The sequence below is a fragment of the Streptomyces sp. NPDC018019 genome (genome assembly GCF_044327805.1).
GTDB lineage: Bacteria > Actinomycetota > Actinomycetes > Streptomycetales > Streptomycetaceae > Streptomyces.
Genome location: NZ_JBIRGD010000054.1, coordinates 1 through 22,553, shown reverse-complemented (window position 1 = coordinate 22,553; position 22,553 = coordinate 1). Strand labels below are relative to the sequence as shown.

The window sequence follows — 22,553 nt, the reverse complement described above, 5'->3', positions numbered from 1 at the left end:
TTGCTGCCGGTCCCGGTGATGTTGCCGCCGAAGGTGAGGCGGTCCCAGCGCCCCACGCAACGCCGGCCGGGGGCGGCTGGCAGCGGCGAGTCCACGGTTCACGTCCGGGTGGTGAGCCGCGCGAGGGCCGCGTCGTATCGTGCCTGGTGTCCGGCGTCGGCTGATACGCGCAGCAGAGCGCCGAGCGCCCGTACCGCGCCGTCGTCGTAGCCGGAGGACTCCGCTTGCCGGGCCGCCAGGTCGAGTTGCCTGATGCCCTCGGTTTCGTTGCCGAGCCCCAGCAGCGCCTCTCCTTTCACCATGAGCAGCAGTGTCCGAGGGATGTCGGTCGTGCCCGGCCGGTCGTGAAGGGCCAGGGCCTGGGTCGCGGTGTCGAGGGCCTGGCGCCATTTGCCGGCGTCGGCCCAGTGGCGGGCGAGGTGCTGCATGGCCAGTTTCTCGATGGTCCGGTCGCCGGCCTGGCGCGCCAGTTGCACCGCCCGCTCGCATCCCCGCGCGGCCTCGTCCAGGCGGCCGAGCGCCGCTTGTGCCATGGCCACAACGATCAGGGCGTTTGCCTCGGCCACCGTGTCACCTGCCCGGGAGGCGAGTGCGCAGGCGGCCTCCAGGTGGGTGAGCGCCTCCGGGATGCGCTCTTCTTCGATCAGGATCCAGCCGAGCACGTTGAGCACCCGTGACTCACCGTGCTGGTCGGCGTCGGCCCGGGCCGCTTCGAGCGCGGTCTGCAGAAGCGGGGCCCAGCCGTCGCGCACGCGCCAGACGATCAGCGGCCACAGCGTCAGGACGATCCGCCAGGTCCGCTCGTGCAGTGCGGCGGCGTGCGCCGCGGCCACCGCCAGTGTGAGGTCGTCCCGCTCGGCCGCGTACCAGGCCACGGCGGCGGACCGGTCGCCGAACTCCCGCACGGCGGCGGGCGGCAGGTAGTCCTTTGGCAGCGGGAAGCACTCCTCGTTGCCGGGCTCGGCCGCGGCCACCGCCGCAAGACCCGTGGCGATGTAGTGGTCGAGCACGCGCTTGAGCGCATCCGGCCCGGCGTCCAGGCTCCGTGCGTACAGCCGCACGAGATCGTGCATCGTCCATCGGCCGGGCGCCGTCTCCGTGACGAGGTGCGCGACGGCCAGCCGTTCCAGACAGGTCTCGGCGGCTGCCGGGTCCGTGTCCGCCAGGGCCGCCGCGGCATACCGGTCGACGTGTGTGCCGGGGTGGCGGCCGAGATGGGCGAACAGGTGGGAGACGTGTTCCGGGAGCTGTTGCAGCGTCAGGCGCAGCGCCGCTCGCACGCCGGTGTCCTCCACGTCCAGCAGGCTCAGCCGACGTGTCTCGTCGGCCAGCTCGGCGGCCATCGCGCCCAGCGGCCAGGTGGGTCGTTGCGCCAGCCGGGCGGCCGCCACCCGCAGCGCCAGGGGCAGCCCGCCGCACAGTTCGGCCAGCCGTCGCGCAGCCGCCGGCTCTGCGTGTACCCGTTCGGCGCCGAGTATGCCGGCCAGGAGCATCGTGCCGTCCCGTGACCCGAGCACGTCCACGGCGACGGGCCGGGCGGTGTCGGTGACGATCAGCCCCGACAGCCGGTGTCTGCTGGTGACGACGGTGACGCAGCGGCGCCCGCCGGGCAGGAGCGGTCTGACCTGCTCGGAGTCCCGCGCATTGTCGAGCACCACGAGGAGCCGGCGGTCGGCGGCCAGCGAGCGGAACAGCGCGGCCGCGCCGTTGACCGACTCCGGTATCCGGCCGTGCGCCGCACCGAGCGCCGGCAGGAATTCGCGCAGCACCTCCATGGAAGAGGGCTCGCCCGTGCCGCCGAAGCCGCGCAGGTCGGCGTAGAGCCGCCCGTCGGGAAACCCGGCACGGCTCTGGTGGGCCCAGTGCAGCACGAGCGCCGTCTTGCCCACCCCGGCGGGCCCGATGACCAGACAGACGGGCGCCGCCTCATCCGCGGCGGCCCGGGACACAGCGGCGAGCTCCGCCGCCCGCCCGTGAAAGCCGCGCGGCGCCCGTGGCAGCAGATCGGGCGCAGCCGCGGGCGCTGCGGTATCCAGTACGGCGACAGGCGGCGGTACCTCCTTGGCGGGGGCTCGGCGGGGCCGTCCCAGGCTCGCCAGGCGCTCCAGTTCCCTCGCGTCCTGCGGGCTCAGGCGCAGGGCCGTGGCCAGGGCCTGCACGGTCCGGCGCTGCGGCCCCCGCGAGCGTCCGCGCTCCATGTAGGACAGGGCCCGCACACTGATCCCCGCCGCCTGCGCCAGCTCCTCCTGGGTGAGCCCGGCGCTCTTGCGCAGGCTGTGCAGGAGCACGCCGAAGGCGCCGTCGGCCTGTTTACCGGTACCCATACTCAAAGCCCCCACAACGCCAGGGCCCACCGGATGCGCACCCCCACCCGCAAAAGTATGCAGCACCCTACTTTTGCCGGTGGAATTGCCTGTTGTGTCCAGGTTCCGTTGGGTTGGCTCAAGGGCGCACGAACGCGTGGCCGACCGCCTCGCTCCGTCACTTCGCGTACCACGTGTTCACCAGCGGCCCCCGCGGCCGAACGCCACTGAGAGCGGGCCGACCGGTGTCACAAACGCGCTGTGCTCGCGCCGCGACACCCACCTCTCTCCCGGCTCCGCGCACCCCGACGCACGCATGGGAGGACCACCGCGGCCGCTTCACCGCCCCGGCATCCACCGGGTCCCGCTCCGCACGGACCCGACGCCGCGCCTGGATGTTTGGGGCTTGCCTGGCCACCGCGGCTGTCGTCTCCGCCGTGACGTTGGGCACCGGCCCGGCGGCGTCGGCGCGCCCCGCCGATTCCGTGGCCTGGCCGACGGGCACCGCCGAGGCGGCGGCCAGCAGGCCGCCCACCGACTGCAGCCCTGCCCGCTCGGGCCGCATGCCTCGTTCGCGTGGACCGGCAGGACACCGGGCCCATGCGGCAGAACGACGGCAAACCCTTACTTCTGCTGGTGAAACTTCCTGGTACGCCCCGCTTCCCTCCGGTTGACTGATGGTGCTTCGGACGGAGGGCCGGCCACGCCCCGCCCCGGTCCGTTCCCCTGTGCACGGAGTTCTCGCAGGAGATCTGTGCCGCACAACCGACCGCTCGTTTTCCCCAGGAGCACCTTCCCGCATGAGACTTTCCCTGCCTGCCCGCCGGCTCATGAGCCGTGTCCTGATCCTCACCTTGGCGCTGATGGCCGCCGTCGGCGTGACGCAAGGGCTGTCCCCGAAGGCCCACGCCGACCCCGTGAGCCGTTGGACCCGCATCGACTGGGACATCACCAACCTGCGCAACACCAGCAGCCACGCGGCCGGCACCGCCTACGACAACATGCTCGTCGAATTGCGGCGCACCGTCAGCCACGCGATACGCCCTAACTTTCCGCACAGCGCCACCACCAGCCGAACGGACGCCTTCGTCGAGGTCGCGCTGATCGACCGCTCGGAAGCCAACCAGCACCGCCTCTCCGTGATCATCAACCCGCGCAACCTGTACGTGATGGGCTACTTCACGCCCCAAGGCAGGTACGTCTTCCGCGACCAGGACCCGGAGCCGATACGGGCTGCCTACAACGCCGTGTTCCGCAACAACCAGCTCGCGTCGAGGGACTTCCAGTCGCTCCCGTTCGGGCAGAACTACAACGACTTCTCCAACGAAACGTGGCGGATGAACGACTCCTTCACCTCGCTTCGCAGCGACATCGACCACCTCGTCCACCTGCCCGCCGCCCCTCCCCGGCAGAACACCCCGCCGGCCCTGGCAGCCGGGCGGGCACTCACCCAGGTCGTCGCGGCGGTCTCCGAGGCAGCCCGGTTCGTGTGGATCCAGAACCGCATCGGAAACACGATCCGCAACGGCCACGACTGGGACGGCAACGCCTGGCAGACCACCCTCGGCCGTTTTGGCGCCGAGCTGGAAACCAGCTGGAGCGCTCTCTCGCGCATGCTGGCCGACTACCTCGCCGGCCGGACGATCACTCCCGTCCAGATCGACGGCCGTGTATACCGCCACGGCAGCGACATCGAACTCGGCGACGGCACCAGCCGTCTGCCGGCCCTCGGCCTGGCGGTCGCTCTGGGGTCCCGCTTCTGAAACAAGCTCTGGGATCCCGCTTCTGAAACAAGCATCGGCGTCCGCCCCCGTACGCCGATGTCCTCCGCCCCCGCCCGGTGTGTAGGGCGGGGCGCGGCCGCCCCGCTCCACCGTTCGGATCCTGCGGGTGCGGACGGCGAAACGCGTCCCGGCCGCTACCGACCCGTCTGTGCCCGCGCTCGGCCGTGCGCGCCGGGTTTGCCGGGCAGGCTGTGGCAACCGGAGCCCGAGTACCGCAGCACATCGAACAGATCGACGACGGCCGCCAACTGCGGCACCGTCCCCGCGGTCTCGCAGAACAGCGCGATGCGAGCTCTTGGCCCGCCTGACGGTCCAGCCGTCAGGCGCGGGCTGCCTCGAAGCTGCGTATGACCGAGGACAGAGACAGGGGCGGATGCCCGCCTCCGCCCCTGGGCGTCGGCCTCGGCCAGCGCGGCGCACAAACGATCCGCACTGCCGGCACTCCTTCGTTGGAGTGAACCCGAGCTGTTCAGCCTGTGGAGCGAGCGCGGTGCCACAACCGGGAGCAGGGGCCAGTCCCCCGCCCCTCGACGGTGTAGCCAACCCCCGGACCGATCGGGGGGCTCAGTGGATGGTCCGGGGCGCCCCGCGCGGCGAGAGTTGGGCCCATGAACACGCACAAAGTCCTGCTCGCCGCCCTGCTCGTCCCGCTCAGCGCCATCCTGGCCGTCACCCCGGCCGCCTCCGCCGGCGCCGCGGCGCCCGCCGGCCCGGAAGAGGCCGCGGCCGCCGCGTTCCACTCCCCCGAGGCGGCCCTCGGCCGGGTGGCCCACCCGCTGCGCACCACCGAGCCCCGCGGCGGCCTGGCCGACCTGCGTCCGTTCGGCCGGATGGTCGGCGACGCCCGGGTGGTGGGCCTGGGCGAGGCCACCCACAGCTCGCACGAGTTCTTCACCGTCAAGCACCGCATCTTGCGGTATCTGGTCGAGGAGAAGGGCTTCCGGGCTTTCGCCCTCGAAGCCCCGTGGAGCACCGGACTGCGGCTCGACGCCTACCTCCTGCGCGGCGAGGGCGACTTGAAGCAGATCATGGACGAGGAGTTCCAGGGCACCTACCGGTGGTGGAACAACGCCGAGTACCGCGACCTGCTCCAGTGGATGCGCGCGTACAACGTCAAGCACCCGAAGGACCCGGTCCGTTTCGTCGGCGACGACGGCGGGTTCGCCGGTGCCGAGCTGTACGACAAGGTGAGCGCCTACGCGGCCGCGGCCCGCCCCGGACTCGCCCCGCGGCTCACCGAGCTGTACCGGGGTCTGCGGCCCGCCACCGACGCCGAGACGTACGTCAACGACTACCTGTCGAAGCCGATGGCCGAACGCAAGGAGCTCGCCGAGCGGACCGGCCGGGCGGTGGCCCTGCTCAAACAGCGGCCCGGCACGGGCGCCGACTCCGACGCGCACGCCTGGGCTGTTCAGCACGCCACCGCGATCCACCAGATGACCACGCTGTTCGCCTTCGACCTGGACAGCCCACAGGGCATCACCGACGCCATGCTCCACCGCGACCGGATCATGGCGGAGAACGTCGCCTGGTGGCAGCAGCGGACCGGCGACAAGATCGTGCTCGCCGCCCACAACAGCCACGTGGCCCTCAGGACCTACGTCCCCGGCAGCTATCCGAAGGTCCAGGGCGAATTCCTCCGCGAGCAGCTGGGCGGCGGCTACCTGAGTGTCGGCCTCACCTTCGACCGGGGCTCGTTCAACGCCTCCGGCCGGGACGGCGGCGTCCACCGCTTCGCCGTCGGCCCGGCCGCGCCCGGCACCGCCGAGCACACCCTCGACCGGGTACGGCACCGCGACTTCGTGGTGGACCTGCGCAACGCCCCGGCGGCGGCCCGCGCCTGGCTCGCCGTGCCGCGCACCGTCAAGAACATCGGCGCCACCTACCCCGGGATCGCGGACGCCCCGCAGGTCCGACTCGCGCAGTCGCACGACATCGTCATACACCTCAAGCGGGTGGGGGCGGCCCGCATGCTCAAGTAGCACCGAGCCCGCTCAGCACGGCAACTGTTGTCGACTCGCAGCTCAGTGTTCGTGGGCCTCTCACGCCGATGTCCTGATAGCAGGGCCTCTGAGGTGTGCTTAGGCCGGGCCGTTCAGCGCAGTGGGTGCGAGGCACCCGGGACACGAACCGCAAAGGCGCAGGACACTTTCGCGCGAGTCGGCACCAGGCCGAGTCGGTCCGGGCCCGCTCGCTGTTCGAGGCACGGCTTCTACAGCTCGAAGTCCAGGTGGATCACGTCGTTGATCTGCACCTCCTGCAGGGAGCCGGCGCGGCGGCCGCCGTCTTGGAAGTACACCTCCTTGAGGGCTTCGGCGGTCAGCTCGCGCAGCCGGTCGTCGCCGGCCCCGGCCTGCTGGGCGTCGAAGAGGCGGGCGGCATGCTCGGGTGGCAGGGCGACGGTCAGATGCCGGATGCGGTCTTCGTCCGTCGTGCCGATCGGCGCCCCGGCATATCCGAGGCGGGCGTGGACATCGATGACGATGCCGTCGGTCGTCGCCGCCTTCTGCCGGGCCTTGGCGCGGACCTGCGGCTGCCACCGGGCTTTCGTCTCACGCTCCAGGCGCGCGGCGAGGTCCGCCCGCGGCTTCTTGATCTGGTCCTTCACGTACCGCTCGACGGTGCGCTGGGAGATCCGCAGCATCTGGGCGACTGCCTTGGTGCCCTTGAGCTGCTTGACCAGGTACCGCATCTGCGCGCCGGCCGACTTCGGCGCCGGGCGCGTGAACGCCTTCTGCACCGCGGCCTCCAGGCCGTCCCCGAACCTGCTCATCGTCTACCTACTCCCCGCTGTCGACGCCGGTGACGGTGCCGTCCTTGATGTACCGGGCGAGGTTGAGCGCCGGGGCGTCGAACTGTTCCCGTACGCCCTCACCCCACAGCACGCTCTGCGTGCCCTCGTGCTTGACCAGACCCGGGTTCACGCCGAGCTTGAAGCCGCCCGGCAGCGGCTTGCCGTCCCGGTAGGGCAGGAAGTCCAGCGGGCTGTCGCCGTCGACCGCGTAGACGACGCAGTCGGACAGGATCGCGACCGGGTACTGGCCGGTGAACGCCGCATGCTTGACGATCTTGCGGTGGAAGTTGATGCGGGTGCGGGAGATGACGGCCGCGCGGATGTCGGGGCGCCAGGTCGGCCGGGCCAGGGCCCGCCACGGCTCGCCGGGCTTCCAGCCCTCACCGCGCGGGCGCTCGCGCAGCTTGCCCAGACCGCCCTTGACCGTCGCCTTGATCGCCGAGACGACGATCGCCAGCTGCGGGTCACGGCTGCGGTAGCCGTCCATCGCGGCCAGGAAGCCGTCCGGCGACAGGTCGGCGTCGACGCCGAGGTCGGCCATGGTGGCGAGGCAGGCGTCGCGCAGCCGGGTGTACCAGCCGTCCAGATAGCGGCCGTTCTCGTACCGGACGTACGCCTCGACCGGGCGCACCTCGTAGCCGAGCTCCACCGCATAGGCGACGGTCGGCGTCGCGTACCAGGCCGGGCCCTCAGGGCGCTCGCCCGTCGGCGTGAACGGGCTGGGCAGCAGGCCGGCGTCCAGCTGCGCCCACCGGTCCTTGGCGACCTTCACCCGGGACAGGTCGACGTGCGAGAGGTCGACCAGCCAACTGCCGGGGAGTTTCGGGTCGAACGCCGGGTTCTTGACGTGGGTGGGCGCGCCGAGACCGACGATCAGGCCGTTGGCGCCGGCGGCGAAGGCCATGTTGACGTCCAGGCCGACGAGGTTGCGGCGCAGGCACTCGGCGTCGGTCATCGGCCGGGCCCAGTCGTACGCCTCCTCGAACAGCTTCTCCGCCGGGCCGCGCACGTGGAAGCGCGGCAGGTTCTTGAGCAGCGGGTGCCCGTCCGGGGCCTCGCACGGCGCGCAGTCCACCGGGTCCGTGCCCAGGGAGCCGGGGTTGTGCTCGGAGTGCCGCTTGCCGTCGGCGTCCGGCTCGGAGGCGCGGGTCGGCGGGTGCAGCGCGGTCATCAGCTCCAGGCCCGTGACGGCGGTGGAGCCGCGCGGCGTCATCACCCGGGACGCGTACGTGCCCAGCACCCGGGCGAGCTCGGCCGGCGGCAGCTGCGCGGCGTGGCCCCAGTGCCGGACATCCAGCGCGTTCCACGACGGGATGCACAGCTGCACGCAGGCCCGCTCCGAACCGGTGGCGGGGCGGTAGATCCGTGCCCACGGCCCGAACCCGCGCTTCGTCAGCTGCCACTGCGCGCGGGTCAGCTGCTTGATGACCTTGTGGCTCTCCGGGATCCGCCCGGCGATCCGTTCTTCCTCCGTGAGCGTGGCCGGGAGGCCGTAGCGCTCCAGCGCGGCCTCGGTGAGCACGAGCAGCGGGTCGGCGTCCTTGCCGGGACCGGAGAGTTTCGGCTGACCGAGCTTGGCCTCCTTGAGCGTCCAGTCCACCAGGGACGGCAGGGACTCGGCGGGCACGTCCAGGACCAGGCCGCCGGTGCAGTACGCCAGCACCTGCCCGTCCTCGACGTCGACGACCGCCAGCGGCCCGTTCTCGAAGCGCGGGTCGCTCTCGCCCGCCGGGATCGCGGCCGGGGCCGTCTTCTTCGCCCCCGGGCGGCGCGACGTCGACGACGGCCTGGTGGTGCGCATCGGTCGGGGCGCGGTCGCCGGAGCAGCGGTGGCGGGTGCAGGGGCAGGGGCAGGGGCCTGGGTGTTCTCGGGCGCAGTCATGTCCGCAGCGTCGGGAGCTGAGGCTGTGGGCGGAGTCCGTGCTTCCGTCGGGGCCGCCTTCTGCGTCCCGGAGCGGTGCGACGTCGACGTGGCCTTGGTGGGGTGAAGGGCTTCGGCCACGTCGTCGATCGGAGCGTCCGGAACCTCTGGCATTTCGCCCGCCGGGTCGGGAGCGCCGGTGAACGTGGCGGGCATGGGGGCCGCTGGCTCTTTCGGCCTTGTGGATGCGGGGTAGAGCTCCGCGAGCTGCTTGAGCAGCCGTGCGTACGCCTCGCGCTCCGGGCCGCGCGGCTCGGTCGGCTTTTTCGTCGACTCCCAGGCGGACACCGTGGCGCGGCGCACCTTCAGCGCGGCGGCGACTTCGTCCAGCGTCAGGCCGTGCGCGGTGCGCAGTCGCTTGCGTTCCTCCGCCGGCGGCAGCGTAGAGCGGGACGCGACCAGCGCGTCGACTGCATCAAACAACTCGGACATGGAAGACCTCCCGACCCACACCCTACCTCACAGGCCGTACACTTAGCGTCCACTTACCGTACTTTTCGCGTAACGAAGGCGTACGGAACCCCGATTGGGGTGTCCTGTCGCATCGAACCTTGAGCTCGTCTCACCGAACCCTGACGGATTGCAGTTCGTCTCATCGATTCCTAATGCCGTCTGTCAAGCCGCGAGGGCCGTCGGTGGCGTGAGCTCGTAGCATCGTCCGTCGCGAAGGAGGGCCCAGAGGACGTTGACGCGGCGACGTGCGAGGGCGAGCACGGCCTGCGTGTGGCGCTTGCCCTCGGCTCGTTTGCGGTCGTAGAACCGGCGGGACTCCTCGGACCTTCGGATGCTGAACAACGCCGAGGTATAGAGGACGCGCTGAAGTCGGCGGTTGTAGCGTTGCGGCCGTCGCAGGTTGCCGCTGATCTTGCCGGAGTCGCGCGGAACCGGGGCGACACCGTCGAAGGCGGCGAGGCGGTCCGGGGTCCCGAAGACGGCCATGTCGCCGCCGGTGGCGGCCAGGAACTCAGCGCCGAGGATGGTGCCCAGGCCGGGCATGCTGGTGATCACGTCGAAGTGGCGGTGGTCGCGAAACCGGGCCTCGATGAGCTTGTCGAGCTCGGCGACCTGCTCGTTGAGGAGCATCACCTCCTTCGCGAGCGTGTGCACCATCTGGGCGGTCAGCTTCTCCCCGGGCAGGCTGGTGTGCTGGCGTTCGGCGACCGCGACTGCGGTCTCGGCGAGTTGATCGGCGCGGAGGACCTTGCGGTTCCGGAGCCATGTCTCCAGGCGCTTGGCGCTGAGCCGGCGGATGGCCGCGGGGGTTTGGTAGCCGGTCAGCAGCATCAACGGGCCCTTGTTGGTGAGGTCCAGGGCTCGTTCCAGGCCGGGGAAGATCCCAGAGAGCTGGGCCCGGAGCCGGTTCACGGCGCGGGTGCGGTCGGCGACGAGATCCATGCGGCGACCGGTGAGGATCTTGAGGTCGATGACGGTTTCGTCGCCGGCGCGTAAGGGGTTCAGGTCACGCCTGATACGGACCTGGTCGGCGATGACCGCGGCGTCCTTGGCGTCGGTCTTGCCCTCGCCGCGGTAACTCTCGGAGGCGCGGTGGATGGCCCGGCCGGAGATGTAGTTCACCGGCTGTCGTGGTTGAGGAGGATGCCGATGGCCAGGGCAGCTCCGCCGTCGGCCAGGTCGATGCCCCAGGTCACCTCGTCGCCCAGGGCCAGGACGTCGGTGAGGAGCACGAGGAACTCGGGTTCATCGTTGGCGACGCGTCGCGACAGCAGCCGGCGGCCACTCTCGTCGATCGCGACGCAGTGGTGGTGGGTCTTGCCTGCGTCGATGCCGGCCCAGATCGCGGCCATGGTGCCTCCGTGCGGTCGGTGTGCCGGGTGCCTCCCGACGGACGACGTCGCTGTCGATTCCCTACGGAGCGATCATTCGCAATTCCTAATTGGCAGCCGAGTCGTCGTGGGGCGCCGGGCGGCCAATCGATGGAAGCCACAAGCGGCACAAGTTTGAAAGCCACACCCGGCGCCCCTGGGTGGGTGAACCATACGAAGGGCTCACCGCCTCCCGCAGAACAACGTAGGGAAGGTTGAGCGCCGTCAGGTTCGTGTCATCGAAGTGTCGGACGACGTCAGAACGTCAGTGGGAGATGACACGAGATGTCAGTGGTCGGCGGCATGAGGTGTGTCAGTAGGCGGTGAGGGCTCAGCATCCGCAGGCTGTACGCGACATGGTTGGGCAGGACGCCGACGATGCCGCCGCGGGTGACCAATGTCGGCGGAGGCGAGGTCTTCCAGGGACTGTCGCTGGGCGGCGTCACAGGGTCGATGCAGGCGTCGACCCAGACCCGAGGAGGACCTCGGCCTCGATGGGCTGGATGCAGCCACGTACGGATGGGGGGTTCTTCCTTCCGGCGATGACGTCGGCCTGGTCGGGTCGGAGGACATCGAGCCGCGGGACGGCGGTGTACCCGTCGGGCGGAACGTCGCGGAGGGCCGGCGCGCCGCCGGCGTCCGGGTGGGCGCGGGCGTGGTCGAGTGCGGCGTCGAGGCGGGGTGCGGACCACAGCAGGGCAGCCGCAATGCCGTCGGCTGGGCCACGAACGACGACGACCTGATGTGCGAGAGGACCATCGGCTTCGACCGCGCCGCCCTGATTGCGATGCGCGACCGGCCCGCCGACAAGAACTTCTGGCATTTCAACGGCGGCGGAGTCGGCTACTACCTCTACCTGGTCCCCAACGGGTTCTGGACGCGACGAACGGCGTCCCTGCTGCCGCTCCGACCACTACGGCAGTGCCGGCAACGGTTCCACTGCTCCCCGGGGACGAACCGGAGGCTGCTGACAAACCGCAACGGCCACAGCCCGTTTCCCCGGAGGCAGGGCTGCCGGGGAAACGGTGCGCCACGGGGCCGGCGTGGCGGAATCCGGTCAAGGGATTCCGCCACGCCCCTCACCGTGACAATGAGTGCAAGTATGCGCACCGTACGTTGTGGCGCTGAGGGTGAACAGAAGGGCCAGCACATGACGCCCGTCCGTGATCCGGCCACCGGCACGAAGGAATTCAAGGGGGACAACGGCAACTACTCCAAGGTCAAAGCCGTCCTCACCGCCGAGGTGGGCGGAGACGCCGAACCGCAGAAGATGACCGTCACCTACGAGGCGGTCCCCTACATCTGGGACTCCGTCGCATGGTTCGGGGAGAACAACAAGCTGAATCCCGAATTCGTGCCGAAGATGGACATCACTCTGACCCTGACCGGTCCCGACGGCGCGACGGTCAGCTCCGAGGACATCACCGTGGTCGGCAAGGAAGTGCCGTATCCGCTCAAGGCCGAGCGCGTCTTCCGCGACCTGACCCCGGGCGCCCACAAGGTCACGGTGAGCGGGGTGAAGACCCGCGGCAGGAAAACCACAGACGGCCGCAACCACACCGGCAAGGACCGGGTAGTCCTGGGTGAGCAGTCCGTCGAGTACTCCTGTGTGAGTAGTCCGTCGAGTTCACCATCGGCGGCTGAACCCCACCAGCGGCGGCCCCTCAGCCGCCCCTGCCTCACGGCTCCCCCGCGTGCAGGCGGGCCCGTACAGGGCCGTGGAACTGTTGCGACTGCGCTGGTCACAGCCACTCGTTGAGGACTGAAACCAGCACGGTTACCTCGTAGCGGACTCTGCGCGCCCCGCGCCGGTCGGGTGAACGACCGGCGCGGTGCGCGCCCGTCCGCCGACGGGAGGGCGACCATCGGGGAGAGGTTCACCCGAGGGAAGGCTTTCCCGTGCGTCGTGCACTGATCATCGTCGATGTGCAGAAGGACTTCTGCGAAGGCGGCAGCGTTCCGGTGAAGGGCGGCGCGGACCGGGCCGCCGCCATCGCCGAGCTGGTCCGGCGCCCCGACGGGCAGTACACCTTCATCGTCGCCACCCGTGACCACCACATCGACCCGGGCGCCCATTTCTCCGAGAACCCCGACTTCCAGGACTCGTTCCCCGTGCATTGCGTCGTCGGCAGTGAGGGAAGCGACTTCCATCCGGACTTCGCGCCCACCGTCGACTCCAGGCATGTCGACGAGGTCTTCTTCAAGGGCGCCCACTCCGCCTCGAAGAGCGGATTCGAGGGCTCGACCCGGGACGGCACGACACTGTCCGCCTGGCTGAAGGCCCGCGACATCGCCGACCTCGACGTCGTCGGCATCGCGACCGATCACTGCGTGAAGGCCACCGCACTGGACGGAGTGCGCGCGGGCTTCACAGTGCGGGTCCTGCTCGACTACACCGCCGGCGTCGCCGCCGACACCACGCGCACCGCACTCGACGAGCTGCGCCGGGCCGGTGTCGCACTGAGCGGCGAACCTGTCGTCGTCACCTGAACAAGCAATTCCACTCTCTTCGACCCCTGCGTTCACAGGCGAGGGACCGGATCACTCCCCGCCTGCTGCAACGATGGTTCAGCGAGCCGAAGCCCAGCCGTTGACAGCCCGGCTGCGGGGTCGTCGGTGGCGACGGTCCGCTCTGGTCATGACGGCCTGCCGTTCTAATGACAGCTCACGTGTCGCCGACCACTGACACTCTCGTGTCGCCCGACACGAAGTTTGATCACGGCCCGGTGACGGGATGCGGGCCTGTGGTGAGTCGGCCGCCAAATGCTGCGGCCCGGGCCTCGGGCGCGAAGTCGTGTACAGGCCCTGCCTCGGTCCCTGCGGGCAAAGCATTCCTTGCTGGCGAGATCGCCCGCTACGACTTTTGACGGCAGCAAGGGCACGCCGAATTGGCGTGCCCTGCTGCGGGGTCACGCTGGGGCGCATCGCCCCCGGAGCCGAAGGGGGGTCACCAAAGTTCGGAGAAGTTGACCGCCACGTTCGCGTTCGACTGGTCGATCTCCGTGAAGGCGGTGCCGTTGACCTGTGCCGTATTGGACTGGTTGGAGGCACCGTTCCCGATGCCCTGCTGCTGGGTCGTACCGTCCGTGATCACGATGGATGAGGTGTGGTCGTTGATCCCGCTGCTGAGGTTCGATGCATCGCTGGTGAGTTGGAGGCTTTCACCGTCGAAGTTGCGGCCAGCGACAGGGTGACCGTCCACCCGTTCGGGACGCGCACGGACGAGATTGTGTCGTTGAATTCCTCGTCGAGGATGTGCCGGCCCGGACCGAGGGCCGCACTCTTGCCCTGGTGGTTAGGGCGTTTCTTTCAGATCATCGGATCGTTGGTCCGGGTGTGTCGTTGACTGATGCCCGGTGGGCGCGGATCGAGCCGTTGCTGCCGGACCGGACACCGGTGCGGGGCGGGCGGTGGCGGGATCACCGGCAGGTGATCGAGGCGATCGCGTTCAAGTACCGCACCGGGACACCGTGGATGGACCTGCCCGAGCGGTTCGGCTCGTGGAAAGGCGCCCACAACCGGCTGCGGAAGTGGGCGATCGACGGCACGTGGGAGAAGGTGTTCACCGCGCTGCTCGCCCGGGCCGACGCCGAGGACGGCCTGGACTGGGTCATCGCGGTCGACTCGACCATCGTCCGCGCTCACCAGCATGCGACCGGAGCCCGTCAAAAGGGGCCCCGGCCGGCGAGCCGGCCGACCATGCTCTCGGACGCTCCCGCGGCGGACTGAGCACGAAGATCCACCTGGCTTGCGACGGCCGCTGCCGGCCCCTGGCTTTCGTCATCACCCCCGGCCAAGCCGGTGACGCACCCGCCTTCCCCCATCTCATGGCCCGCAACCGGGTGCCCCGACGCACCGGGCGTCCCAGGACCACACCGGATACGGTCCTCGCGGACAAGACAGCCCACGCCGATAAGCGTCAAGCCGCAGTGGCGGAACGGTCGTCCGGATGGGTCGGAAATGCCTTGAGCTCGTCGTAGAGCTGGCCGTGCTGGAGGCAGTGGAAGAGCATGCCCATGAAGCGATTGAAGAGATTGCGTTGCGCCGCGACGTGCCGGTCACCGGCTTCCCAGCGACGGTCGTAATGGGCCCTCGCGCCTGCTGACTTGGTAAGCGACACGAAGGCCCATACATAGCCTGCGGCCGCTGGCCTCTGATTCTTGATCCTCCGGCTCATAACCGTGCGGCTCTTACCACTTGCCCGCATAACAGGGGCACTTCCGGCGTATGCCTTGAGCGAGTCGGCGCTCGCAAATCGGGACCGGTCATCACCGATTTCCGTCAGGACGCGGGCGCCGGTTAAGGATCCGAGTCCCGGAAAGCTGCGGATGACCGGCGCATCAGGATGTTCTTCGAATGCAGCAGCCGTAGATTCCTCGAGCTGATCCGCATTGAGGCAGGCGGTGTTGAGCTGTCTGAGTAGAGCAGTTGTCTGCTGGCCAAACACCGCTTCCACCTGCGGAAGCTGGTGCAGATATTCACGTTGGAACACTTCATGGAGCCGGTCGGCTTCAGCCTCGATACCGCGTACTCGGCCAGCCTTCTTGAGTAAAGACTGCAATCGACGCCGCGTGAGCGATGCGGCGATGGCCGGCGTCGGGGCGGCGGCAAGGATGGCTCGGGCTTCCCGTGCGCACAGCCCGTGCTGGTGCGCGGCGAACGCGTCCAGGATGGCCGGGCAGAACTCGTGCAACTGGGAGCGGAGCTTGTTGCCGGCCTGGCCGCGGTCCCAGACGGCATCCTGTTGTGCTCGGGCAAGCACCGCGATGGCCTGCACGAGCTCGGAGTCCGCGGGCAGCGGTCGGTGAGCGGCCATGTCGGTCCGCAGGATATCTGCCAACACCGCGGCGTCGATGGCGTCGGATTTCCTCCGGGCTACGGAGTGACGATCCCGGTAGCGAGCAACCGCAAGCGGGTTGATCGCGTAAACGGGGCGGCCGGTGGCCCGAAGACACGCGACCAGAAGTCCACGGGACGTCTCGATCGCAACTGGAATCACGGCGTCAGCGCGGTCGCCGTGCTCGCCCAGCAGGGTGATCAGCTGAGCAAAGCCCTCTGCATCATCACTGATCCGCTGCTTGACCAGTTGCTTTCCGCCGGCATCGACCAGCGCAATATCGTGATGATCTTCTGCCCAGTCCACCCCGCAGAACACGGGTGCCGGTAACACGGTGACCTCCATGTGATCCTCCTCTGACGGGCTCTTTTCCAGTACCGAGCCTGTGCAGGGTGCGCGTACTCCCTAATGGAAGTGCTCAAGGCACCTCATCCCACCAGCCGTTCGCAACCCCAGCAAGCCGTGCGGCCCTCGGTCTGCTTCACAGCTGAGACTCGGGCAATGGAGAGAGGTGATCCACACGGCCAGCTCGGACTGCGAACAGCGAATCGCGTTAACGATGGGCCAGGAGCGCAGCGACGGAACGTGCTCTTAGGCGCCATCTCATTTGGGTAGCTCGGTAGGCTGTCGGTTGTGGTGGGGATCGTTGAGCGGCTGGTGCCGGATGAGTTGTGGGAACTGTTCCAGCGTGTGGTGCCGGAGGCGCCGTCGCGGCCGCAGGGCGGTGGACGGCGTCGGCACGGTGACCGGGAAGTGCTGGCAGCGATCGTGTTCGTGGCCACATCGGGATGTACGTGGAAGTAGTTGCCTTCCGCCTCGTTCGGGCCGTCGGGAGCCACAGCTCACCGGCGTTTTGCAGAGTGGACGAAGGCGCGGGTCTGGGCCAAGTTCTATCGCCTGGTCCTCGATGAGCTGGGCTGTCGCGGTGAGCTGGACTGGTCCCGCTGTGCGATCGATTCGGTGAACCTGCGGGCCTTGAAAAGGGGGACCTGACAGGTCCGAATCCTGTCGACCGAGGCAAGTTCGGCTCAAAGATCCATTTGATCACCGAGCGGACTGGTCTGCCCCTGTCCGTCGGCATTTCCGCGGCCAACCTGCACGACAGCCAGGCGCTGATTCCGCTGGCCAAAGGCATACCGCCGATCCGCTCCCGCCGTGGGCCCCGGCGACGCAAGCCGGGCAAGCTCCACGGTGACAAGGGCTACGACTACGACCATCTGCGGCGAAGGTTACGCCAGCGCGGAATCACCCACCGTATCGCCCGCAAAGGCATCGAAACCTCCCAGCGGCTCGGTCGTCACCGCTGGACCATCGAACGCACGATGTCCTGGCTCGCCGGCTGCCGCCGACTCCACCGACGCTACGAACGCAAGGCCGGGCACTTCCTCGCCTTCACCAGCATTGCCTGCATCCTCATCTGTTACCGAAGACTCGCCAAATGAGATGACGTCTTAACCGTCACCAGTGATACCGCTCGGGCACGTTTGTCGATACTCCTCTGCCTCACCTTGAACGAACACTGTTGGGCGCGGTAGCGGCTTCGTCTTGTCAATAGGACTCGAAGGTCCGGGCATACTCAAAGGCTCGCTACCGCGCCCCGAAGGACGACGAGGCCATCACCCATGAACGCGGCTCAGGACCAACCTTCGGGTTCCACTAGGCCTACTCATCCCGCGCTATCCGCGCCCATCTGCGGCGCCGTGGCATCCGGGCCGTGATTCCACAGCCCGCCGACCAGATCGCCGAGCGCAAGAAGCGACGCCGATCCGGCGGCAGACCACCGGCCTTCGACCGCGACACCTACCGCCGACGCAACACGGTCAAACGGTGCATCAACAAGCTCAAGCAGTGGCGCGGCCCGGCCACCCGATACGACAAGACCGCCACCGTCTACCTGGCCGCACTGCACGTCGCGGGCATCCTCATCTGGACCGCCACGTAATCCAGAAAAAACACCCTAGGTAACGCCCCATAACCCGGGCCGTGGCGTAAGCAGCGGCTGTGAGGTAGCTGCTGGCTCGTGCGATGTATCTGGCCTGCTGGCCCTGGGCGGCCATCACGAGGGCCTGGCTCGCCTCGACGGCCCGGTACGCAGCGGCCAGCAAGGCGCCGCTCCAGCCACACCGATAGGCGGCGGCAAATAGGCGACCAGCACCTCGTGTGAGGCCGGCCCCGCGAAGGCTGCGGTATCTAGAAGGTCACGGGCCTCCATCAACTTTCTCTCGACTCCGCGAGGACGTTGCGGCCCTCGGCCAGAGCCTTCCGGGCCGCGCACATGTGGAATCCTTCTTCCACGCATTCGTGTGTCGCGACGGTGCAGGCGGGTGGGGGCGACGGAAAACGCGGCTCACCAGGATGAGGCAGCCGCACTTTGGGAGGTCGTTTTCTCCCGATGCTTCATCCCGGATTTGGTGTTTGGTGTCCCGTGGTGTCGGATCGCGCCGGGAGAAAACGACCTCTCAGAGGACGTTCGTGCTGCTGACGTGCAGGTTTGACGGTTTTGTCGACCGCCTGGGATCGGCTGATTGGCCCTGCTTGTGCTCAATGTCCAGTGCTGGTGTCTGTCGCAGGTCTGGCGTGTCGTCCCGTTCTGCCCCAACAGCTCCTGCCCGGTTCGAATTCGCGAGGAGCGTCCCCGCAGGTCGCACGGACGGGTGATGTACAGCCTCCAACTCCCAGTCGTATCAGTGCTGTCATGACACCGCAGCGGCCCCGCAAGGCATACCCGTCCGACCTCTCCGACGCCCGCTGGGCCCTGATGGAACCGACCCTCACAGCCTGGCGGGCCGAGCGGCAGAAGACCTCGCTCACCTGGGCGGCAAGCTCGCCGACCTGCGCGAAGTCGTGAACGCCATCCTCTACGTCAACCGCACCGGCATCCCCTGGCGCTACCTGCCGCACGACTTCCCCGCGCACACCACTGTCTTCTCTCACTTCAGCACCTGGAGTGCCGACGGCACCATCGAGAAACTCGGCATCCCCCTGCACCGCCTGGTCCCCGAGCAGGAAGGCCACAAGGCCGAACCCACCGCCTGCGCCATCGACGCCCAGAGCATCAAGACCGCCCCCAGCGTCCCCACCAGCACCCAGGGCATCGACGCCGGCAAGAAGACCGTCGGCCGCAAACGCAGCATCGTCATCGACACCCTCGGCCTGTTGCTGCTGGTCATGGCCACCGCGGCCAGCGTCTCCGACAACGACGCCGGCAAACAGCTCCTCACCCAACTCGCCACCACCCACCCCACCATCACCAAGGCATGGGCCGACACCGGCTACAAGAACCAGGCCATCGAACACGGCGCCACGCTCGGCATCGACGTCGTCCCCAGGAACACCCAGGCCAAAGGCTTCTCAGTGACCCCAAGGCGCTGGGTGGTAGAGCGCAGTTCCGGGTGGATCATGATGCACCGCCGTCTGGCCCGCGACTACGAAACCAAGCCGGAGCACTCCGAAAGCATGATCCGACTCGCCATGATCTCGAACCTCGCGAAACGAGCAACCGGCGAAACCACCACAACCCGGCGAGACGCATAAACCGCAATCACTCACAAACTACGTGAACCAGACGTCCTCTCAGATGCCAGCGCCTTGGTACCGCGAACACACGCTGCGGTTACCCTGTGTGACCGGGCGCCGCGACCGTGGTCAGCGCTGGTCGGCTGTGATCATTTCTGCGGCCCGTTCGCCGACGATCATGGAGGGGGCCATTGTGTTGGCGACCGTCACATGGGGCAGCACCGAGACGTCGGCGACGCGGAGGCCGTCGATGCCGTACACCTTGAGCCGGGCGTCCACGACGGCGTCCGCGTCCCGGCCCATCCGGGCCGTGCCGCTCTGGTGCCAGTACGTCTCGACGGCGTTGCGCAGGAACAGGTCGAGGGTGTCCGCATCGCAGGACGCGGGGGACACCTCCCGTTTGGCGAACGGGCGGAGCGCGGCGGAGTTGCCGATCTCGCGGGCCATGGCGACCGCGGACAGGGCCGAGCGGACGTCGTCGGGGTCGGCGAAGAAGTTCGTCTCGATGCGCGGCCCGGCCAGCGGGTCCAGGCTCGCCAGGCGGACCCGGCCGCGGCTGCCGTGGCGCAGGCGCATGGCGGGCATCAGAGTGAAACACCGTTCCGGCGGCGGGTACTGGGCCGCGCTCTCGGCGGAGACGGACGGGGCGGGCGAGAGATACATGACGAACTCCGGTGCTCCCGGCCGTGTGTCGTCGCCCCAGAAGCAGACGGCCTGGCTGCGCGTGGGCACCGGCATCGGTACGTCCTCGGCCTCCCACATGCAGGGCAGGCGTATGTGGTCGTCGAGGTTGCGGCCGACACCGGGCAGGTGCTGGGCCACCGGGGCGCCGGCGGAGTGCAGTTCGGTCTCGTCCCCGATCCCGGACCGCATCAGGACGGCCGGGGTGCCGATCGCGCCCAGCGACAGCACCACCTCCTGCGACGCGTGCGCGCACACCGGCTTGCCGTCGTGGACGATCTCGACGCCGGTGGCCCGGCCTGCGCGAAGCAGGACACGGGAGACCGTCGCGTATGGCAGGACCGTGAGGTTGGGCTGCCCCAAGCTGGGGGCGACGTAGCGGCTGAAGGGGGTCTGCCGTCCTCCCGCGTGGTAATTCTCCTCCCGTACGGCGCAGCCCGCGTCCTTCTCCATCAGGGCGCCGTTGGAGCTGTCGAAACGGGAGACGCCGGTGGCCTCGGCGCCGTCGAGGAAGGCGGTGAACAGCGGGTGCACGTCCTGCGCCGGCTGGATCCGCATCGGCCCGCCACTGCCCCGGCGTTCAGGGTCGGGCGCGCCCTGCCAGTCCTCGATCTTCCGGTAGAGCCCCAGTACGTGCGCGTAGCCCCACGCGGGATCGCCCGTCAGCTCGGCGTAGGAATCCCAGTCGCTTTGGTGCCCGCGTGCCCATACGCCGGCGTTGATGGAGCCGCCCCCGCCCAGACCGCGGCCCGTCGCGTAAGCGAGCCGGCGCCCGTTCAGGTGCGGGTTCGCCTGCGTGACGTGGTCCCAGGTCCGCTCGGTGCCGAGGTTGGCGGGCCACAGGTCGGGGTTGCGCACGCGCTCGTCATCGTCGTCACCGCCGCTCTCGATGAGCAGCACCGTGACTGCCGGATCGGCCGCGAGCCGGCCGGCCAGAACGGAACCGGCCGAACCGGCACCGCACACGATGTAGTCGAAGGCGGCGCCGTCGTCGATCCGGTCGGCGAGCCCGGTTCGGTACGGCGGTGCGCCAGCCGTGGCGTCGCCCTGTCCGGGCGCATTGCTCATGCTCATGCTCGTCATCTCCTTGGAGCCGGGTACTGAACGATTGGCGGGCCACCGCCATGCCCGCCTCGCGGCTGGTGGATTGAAGGGGGGCGGGCCGTCAGCCGGTGGTTGCCTGGGTGCGTCGAGTGGGGCGTGGTGCTGCGCCAGAATGCTCTCAACGCTTCTTATCAGGTGGTCTCCTGCTTGGTCGTTGCTTCCCTTCTGGGCGCTGACGCTGTCCTGCGCTCCTTCCAGTACGAAGGTGATCGCGGCAGCGGCCTGCCCGGGGTCGCGCAGCCCGGCCCGGGTGCACATGCCGAGAAGACTGCGGGTCTGGTGGGCCTTGTGCTGCTCGATCACTTGCCCGGCGGGATGGGAGCGGTCGGGCAGATCGGCGAGGGAGTTGATGAACGGGCAACCCCGGTGCGAGATCGCCGGCAGTCCCTCGGCGAGGGAACGGGCCAGGGCGAGGATCTGCTTGCTGGGTCGGCCGGAGTGTTCGGCCCTCGGCCCGGTCGAAGGCCGCCTGGTAGTCCGCGGCGACGATCCGCAGCCACTCCGCGACCAGCGCGCCCTTGGTCTCGAAGAGCCGGTAGATCGCCATGTCGTAGTCAGGGAAGGCAGGGTGCTGTACGCGGCGTCCGGCTCCTTGGGTGTTCCGCCTGCTCGGCAGTTTCGTTCGGCTACGCGCGCGCTTCGACGCGTGCCATGAAGTCCGGAATGAGGCAGACGTACGCTCCGCGAAGGGTCTTCTTCTCCAGGAACCCCGTATGGGCTGCGCCGGGCTGTGTTACATGCTCGGAATCCGGGATTCTTGCGGCGATGTGGGCGAGATGGGCGGGTACGCATTGGCCCATGGCCCGCACTTCGCCGAAGACATACGCTTTCAGGTTCCGCAGACACCGAATCGCCATCTCGCCGATGTTCTTCCTCATGTCACATTCCTCTAAGGGACTGGTGTGATAGCCCCAAATATAGGAAGGAAGGCCCGCGGGGATAAGTCTTGACTTGGTTGTACGCTTCAGGCAGTCGGCCAGCGAGCGCGAAAAATCCGCAGGTCAGAGGGGTGGCGGCACGTCCAAGAGGACCTTTGCTAGGGAAAATCGGTAGTTGGCCGGCGGCGCATCGGGCTTCCTTCATGCGGGCCCCGTCGAGGCAAGGACCAGGCACTGTGGCTCGTGCGATGCGAGGGCTTCGTCCTCCCGCTGCACCGGGCGTGCGGGATCGAGGCCGTGGCGACGGGCAAAGGCCGGCCACACCGCAGGCCGCCGCGCCGGCCCCGGTCGCCGGCAGTCCGTCCGCACGCACCGGCAACTCGCTCTTCCCATCGCTGCTCCCTATCCAGGTATCCATGGGCTTGCCCGGCGTGTCCGGGCCCGTCAGGCGTGGAGGGCTTCGCGCAAGGCGCGGACCTGGTCGGTGAGGCTGCGTTCGCTGACGCGGGCCTGAGGGAAGACCAGGTCGTAGCCGTGCAGGGCGCCGGGGGCCTGCACGAATTCGGTGGTGACGCCGGCGGCGGACAGGCGTGCGGCGTAGTCGCGGCCTTCGTCGCGGAGCGGGTCGGTCTCCGCCACGGCGATGTAGGCGGGCGGCAGTCCGCTGAGCCCGGCGCTGAGCCCTCGGTCAGGGGCTGGCCTTCAGGCGGCCCAGCCGACGGAGGAGACGTTGCTGTAGGCGTCGTAGTCGGAGCCGAGGGCGGGGATGATCTCGTCCCAGATGCGGTCCAGGGCGTCGGAGTCGTCGGCCAGCCACGCGTCGACCGCCGCGTCCCAGACGCGGGGCGTACGGACAGGCGGCGGGGGGCCAGGTCCCTCTGGTGGCGGCCTTCGACCCGGGTCTGGTCGACC

13 protein-coding genes and 7 pseudogenes are annotated in these 22,553 nt (G+C 69.0%); 8 read left to right on the top strand and 12 right to left on the bottom strand.

Annotated elements, in window-relative coordinates; translation table 11 throughout:
- Positions 1–98: 98 nt before the first annotated feature.
- A complete protein-coding gene (locus tag ACH4FX_RS42160) occupies positions 99–2,324 on the bottom strand; it encodes a helix-turn-helix domain-containing protein (RefSeq protein WP_398487123.1) in 2,226 nt (741 codons plus the stop codon).
- Positions 2,325–3,103: 779 nt separating this feature from the next.
- On the opposite strand from ACH4FX_RS42160, the gene ACH4FX_RS42155 reads away from it, so the two are divergent.
- A complete protein-coding gene (locus ACH4FX_RS42155) occupies positions 3,104–4,066 on the top strand; it encodes a ribosome-inactivating family protein (protein ID WP_398487121.1) in 963 nt (320 codons plus the stop codon).
- A 629-nt stretch (positions 4,067–4,695) separates the two neighbouring features.
- A complete protein-coding gene (locus ACH4FX_RS42150) occupies positions 4,696–6,069 on the top strand; it encodes an erythromycin esterase family protein (RefSeq protein WP_398487120.1) in 1,374 nt (457 codons plus the stop codon).
- 230 nt (positions 6,070–6,299) lie between these two features.
- Here ACH4FX_RS42150 and tpg read toward each other — a convergent pair whose 3' ends face one another.
- From tpg to ACH4FX_RS42130, 4 genes and pseudogenes are all read right to left on the bottom strand, one after another.
- Positions 6,300–6,860 carry a telomere-protecting terminal protein Tpg gene (gene tpg, locus ACH4FX_RS42145; protein WP_398487118.1) on the bottom strand — a complete coding sequence of 187 codons (561 nt, stop codon included), beginning with the start codon at positions 6,858–6,860 and terminating at the stop codon, positions 6,300–6,302.
- A 7-nt stretch (positions 6,861–6,867) separates the two neighbouring features.
- Positions 6,868–9,234 carry a telomere-associated protein Tap gene (gene tap, locus ACH4FX_RS42140; RefSeq protein ID WP_398487116.1) on the bottom strand — a complete coding sequence of 789 codons (2,367 nt, stop codon included), beginning with the start codon at positions 9,232–9,234 and terminating at the stop codon, positions 6,868–6,870.
- 183 nt (positions 9,235–9,417) lie between these two features.
- Positions 9,418–10,607, bottom strand: a pseudogene (locus ACH4FX_RS42135) (IS110 family transposase).
- 460 nt (positions 10,608–11,067) lie between these two features.
- On the bottom strand, positions 11,068–11,448 hold the full coding sequence (locus ACH4FX_RS42130; RefSeq protein ID WP_398487115.1) for a hypothetical protein: 381 nt from the start codon (positions 11,446–11,448) through the stop codon (positions 11,068–11,070).
- Positions 11,449–11,775: 327 nt separating this feature from the next.
- Here ACH4FX_RS42130 and ACH4FX_RS42125 point away from each other — a divergent pair, with 327 nt between their 5' ends.
- Both ACH4FX_RS42125 and ACH4FX_RS42120 read left to right on the top strand, forming a co-directional pair.
- Positions 11,776–12,384 carry a hypothetical protein gene (locus tag ACH4FX_RS42125; protein ID WP_398487114.1) on the top strand — a complete coding sequence of 203 codons (609 nt, stop codon included), beginning with the start codon at positions 11,776–11,778 and terminating at the stop codon, positions 12,382–12,384.
- A 140-nt stretch (positions 12,385–12,524) separates the two neighbouring features.
- Positions 12,525–13,115: an isochorismatase family protein gene (locus ACH4FX_RS42120; RefSeq protein WP_398487112.1), complete on the top strand. Its 591-nt coding sequence runs from the start codon at positions 12,525–12,527 to the stop codon at positions 13,113–13,115.
- A gap of 457 nt (positions 13,116–13,572) precedes the next feature.
- Here the strand turns inward: ACH4FX_RS42120 and ACH4FX_RS42115 are convergent, their stop codons facing one another.
- Complete coding sequence (locus ACH4FX_RS42115) at positions 13,573–13,827, bottom strand: hypothetical protein (RefSeq protein ID WP_398487111.1); 255 nt, start codon at positions 13,825–13,827, stop codon at positions 13,573–13,575.
- Positions 13,828–13,961: 134 nt separating this feature from the next.
- Here ACH4FX_RS42115 and ACH4FX_RS42110 point away from each other — a divergent pair.
- Positions 13,962–14,524, top strand: a pseudogene (locus tag ACH4FX_RS42110) (IS5 family transposase); the annotation flags it as partial.
- A gap of 20 nt (positions 14,525–14,544) precedes the next feature.
- Here the strand turns inward: ACH4FX_RS42110 and ACH4FX_RS42105 are convergent.
- On the bottom strand, positions 14,545–15,807 hold the full coding sequence (locus tag ACH4FX_RS42105) for an IS110 family transposase (RefSeq protein ID WP_398487109.1): 1,263 nt from the start codon (positions 15,805–15,807) through the stop codon (positions 14,545–14,547).
- Positions 15,808–16,104: 297 nt separating this feature from the next.
- On the opposite strand from ACH4FX_RS42105, the pseudogene ACH4FX_RS42100 reads away from it, so the two are divergent.
- The 3 pseudogenes from ACH4FX_RS42100 (at position 16,105) to ACH4FX_RS42090 (ending at position 18,996) form a co-directional block, all read left to right on the top strand.
- Positions 16,105–16,904: pseudogene (locus ACH4FX_RS42100) on the top strand (IS5 family transposase).
- A gap of 218 nt (positions 16,905–17,122) precedes the next feature.
- Positions 17,123–17,404: pseudogene (locus ACH4FX_RS42095) on the top strand (IS5/IS1182 family transposase); the annotation flags it as partial.
- A 753-nt stretch (positions 17,405–18,157) separates the two neighbouring features.
- Positions 18,158–18,996, top strand: a pseudogene (locus tag ACH4FX_RS42090) (IS5 family transposase).
- Between the two features lie 111 nt (positions 18,997–19,107).
- On the opposite strand, the gene ACH4FX_RS42085 reads toward ACH4FX_RS42090, so the two are convergent.
- The 5 genes and pseudogenes from ACH4FX_RS42085 to ACH4FX_RS42065 all read right to left on the bottom strand — a co-directional run.
- Positions 19,108–20,733, bottom strand: coding sequence for a GMC family oxidoreductase (locus ACH4FX_RS42085; RefSeq protein WP_398487133.1), 1,626 nt, complete (start codon positions 20,731–20,733; stop codon positions 19,108–19,110).
- A gap of 105 nt (positions 20,734–20,838) precedes the next feature.
- Positions 20,839–21,310: pseudogene (locus tag ACH4FX_RS42080) on the bottom strand (TetR family transcriptional regulator); the annotation flags it as partial.
- 79 nt (positions 21,311–21,389) lie between these two features.
- Positions 21,390–21,641, bottom strand: a complete 252-nt coding sequence (locus ACH4FX_RS42075; protein WP_398487108.1) for a hypothetical protein — start codon at positions 21,639–21,641, stop codon at positions 21,390–21,392.
- A gap of 444 nt (positions 21,642–22,085) precedes the next feature.
- Positions 22,086–22,301 (bottom strand): alpha/beta hydrolase, encoded by a 216-nt coding sequence (locus ACH4FX_RS42070; RefSeq protein WP_398487131.1) that lies wholly within the window; start codon positions 22,299–22,301, stop codon positions 22,086–22,088.
- A 42-nt stretch (positions 22,302–22,343) separates the two neighbouring features.
- A pseudogene (locus ACH4FX_RS42065) lies at positions 22,344–22,553 on the bottom strand (hypothetical protein); the annotation flags it as partial.

Coding starts and splice junctions, on each gene's coding strand:
- ACH4FX_RS42160 (WP_398487123.1), bottom strand. CDS start 2,324: ATGGGTACCGGTAAACAGGCCGACGGCGCCTTCGGCGTGCTCCTGCAC.
- ACH4FX_RS42155 (WP_398487121.1), top strand. CDS start 3,104: ATGAGACTTTCCCTGCCTGCCCGCCGGCTCATGAGCCGTGTCCTGATC.
- ACH4FX_RS42150 (WP_398487120.1), top strand. CDS start 4,696: ATGAACACGCACAAAGTCCTGCTCGCCGCCCTGCTCGTCCCGCTCAGC.
- tpg (WP_398487118.1), bottom strand. CDS start 6,860: ATGAGCAGGTTCGGGGACGGCCTGGAGGCCGCGGTGCAGAAGGCGTTC.
- tap (WP_398487116.1), bottom strand. CDS start 9,234: ATGTCCGAGTTGTTTGATGCAGTCGACGCGCTGGTCGCGTCCCGCTCT.
- ACH4FX_RS42130 (WP_398487115.1), bottom strand. CDS start 11,448: ATGCCAGAAGTTCTTGTCGGCGGGCCGGTCGCGCATCGCAATCAGGGC.
- ACH4FX_RS42125 (WP_398487114.1), top strand. CDS start 11,776: ATGACGCCCGTCCGTGATCCGGCCACCGGCACGAAGGAATTCAAGGGG.
- ACH4FX_RS42105 (WP_398487109.1), bottom strand. CDS start 15,807: ATGGAGGTCACCGTGTTACCGGCACCCGTGTTCTGCGGGGTGGACTGG.
- ACH4FX_RS42085 (WP_398487133.1), bottom strand. CDS start 20,733: ATGAGCATGAGCAATGCGCCCGGACAGGGCGACGCCACGGCTGGCGCA.
- ACH4FX_RS42075 (WP_398487108.1), bottom strand. CDS start 21,641: ATGAGGAAGAACATCGGCGAGATGGCGATTCGGTGTCTGCGGAACCTG.